General features: G+C 54.5%; 1 pseudogene. It reads left to right on the top strand.

Annotated features, from left to right (window positions below):
• Window positions 1–47 precede the first annotated feature (47 nt).
• Window positions 48–255 (top strand): annotated as a pseudogene (locus tag JAO29_RS23170) (BON domain-containing protein); the annotation flags it as partial.

A 255-nucleotide genomic window follows, 5' to 3' on the forward strand; every position in this document is an offset into this window, starting at 1 on the left:
AGGAGGATGCCGATAAGAGAGTTCATCATCGGAAGAATGTCAGGGCAGTGCAAAATTTGATTGAAGTTGCAGGGCCCACAGTGGATGACGTGACCCTACGCAACAAGCTGGCGGAAAAGCTTACCTACGATCGCGTCGGCTACGGGACTACGGCTTTTAACGCCTTCACAATCGGGGTACAGAACGGTGTGGTTACGCTAGGAGGCGTTGCCTATGGCCCGACTGACCGGGACTCCGCAATCAGTCTCGTCTCCA

It is taken from the genome of Edaphobacter sp. HDX4, assembly GCF_036877565.1.
Classification (GTDB): Bacteria; Acidobacteriota; Terriglobia; order Terriglobales; family Acidobacteriaceae; genus Edaphobacter.